The organism is Negativicutes bacterium (genome assembly GCA_018052945.1).
Classification (GTDB): Bacteria; Bacillota; Negativicutes; order JAGPMH01; family JAGPMH01; genus JAGPMH01.
Genome location: JAGPMH010000045.1, coordinates 1 through 1,260, shown reverse-complemented (window position 1 = coordinate 1,260; position 1,260 = coordinate 1). Strand labels below are relative to the sequence as shown.

Annotated in this window: 1 protein-coding gene; it reads right to left on the bottom strand. The window is 33.2% G+C overall.

Annotation, left to right across the window (positions count from 1 at the left end):
* Positions 1-923: transporter (locus tag KBI38_06875; protein MBP8629780.1), on the bottom strand; the 923-nt coding region annotated here is incomplete at its 3' end.
* Between the last annotated feature and the right edge of the window lie 337 nt (positions 924-1,260).

The following is a 1,260-nucleotide window of genomic DNA, read 5'->3' as shown; positions in this document are numbered from 1 at the left end:
CCGGGATAGATGATTGTTAAAAATATTAAGGTTGTTACGATAAAGGCTGCTACGGCAATATTAATATTAAGGTCATAAATTCTTGAAGTGATTACTGCATTAACCGCAGTAGGGGTACTGGCTAAAATTAAAATACTGTTTAACATAACTCTATCTGTCATTATTAAATGTGATAATCCGTAAATTGCCACCGGAGTTACAATGAATTTAATAGCAATTAATTCTTTTAATTGATAATAATAGCCTTTCATTTTAGCAAAATCCATTGAATAACCCACCGGAATCAATGCTGTCCACGCACCAAAGTGTACAAAAAACTCTGCCATACCATCTAAAGCATGTGGTCGAGGGATACCGGCTAATTGTAAGGCGACGCCACAAAAAATACCGACTACGGCTAATTGATTTCGACTAAATAAAACCTGTTTAACTGAAATTTTTGTTATTGCGCCTTCACTATTGGCACGTTGATAATAATATTGTGCTAGCGGGTAGCAAAACATAAACATCAGAATATATTGAAATAATACGACTAATTGTTGATAGCCGTAGCCACGCTCGCCATATAATAAAAAGACGCAAAGTCCCCCCAATGTCCCAAGGTTTGATAAAACTGCTGACATCACATAACTACCACGATCCAAATCATCAGCAAATTTCTTTTCTGCAACAAAGTAAGCAACTAAGCCCGGTATCAAGCCCATTGCTAACCCCATAACCGGTAACCAAACTAAATCAAAGTTGAGTGGCAAAATCCAAAAGCATAAAAACGACAATGCCGGATATACCACTAAAATATTATTAAGAATCATTTTATTGAAAAATTGATCATTAAATTTTTTTTGATATTGGCAACAATACCCGACTATTAGTGGTAAAATTAAGTCAATGCCAAAAATCAGTAATTTCATTTTTATGTCCAAAAAATTCACCTTCAATACATATTATACGGATAAAATAATAACATAACGGATGAGATTTGAACAGTAGGAATGGGATTTTAACAATAGTAGAATAATTGTTAAAAAGTAGTGAAACGATGGTGGAACATGGTTAAAATATTGGAAAAGTTAAGTTTATTGTGTGTTGTTGTCATACTGAACATAGTTGAAGGAGCTTAGGAATCAAAGATTTTTAACACGAAGAACAACTGTTTAACCATTGTTAAACGATAGTTAAACGATTGTTTAACTATCGTTCATCAATCGTTCATCAATCGTTATAAAGAGGACACTAAAAAAAGGTAGGTTATTATATGTT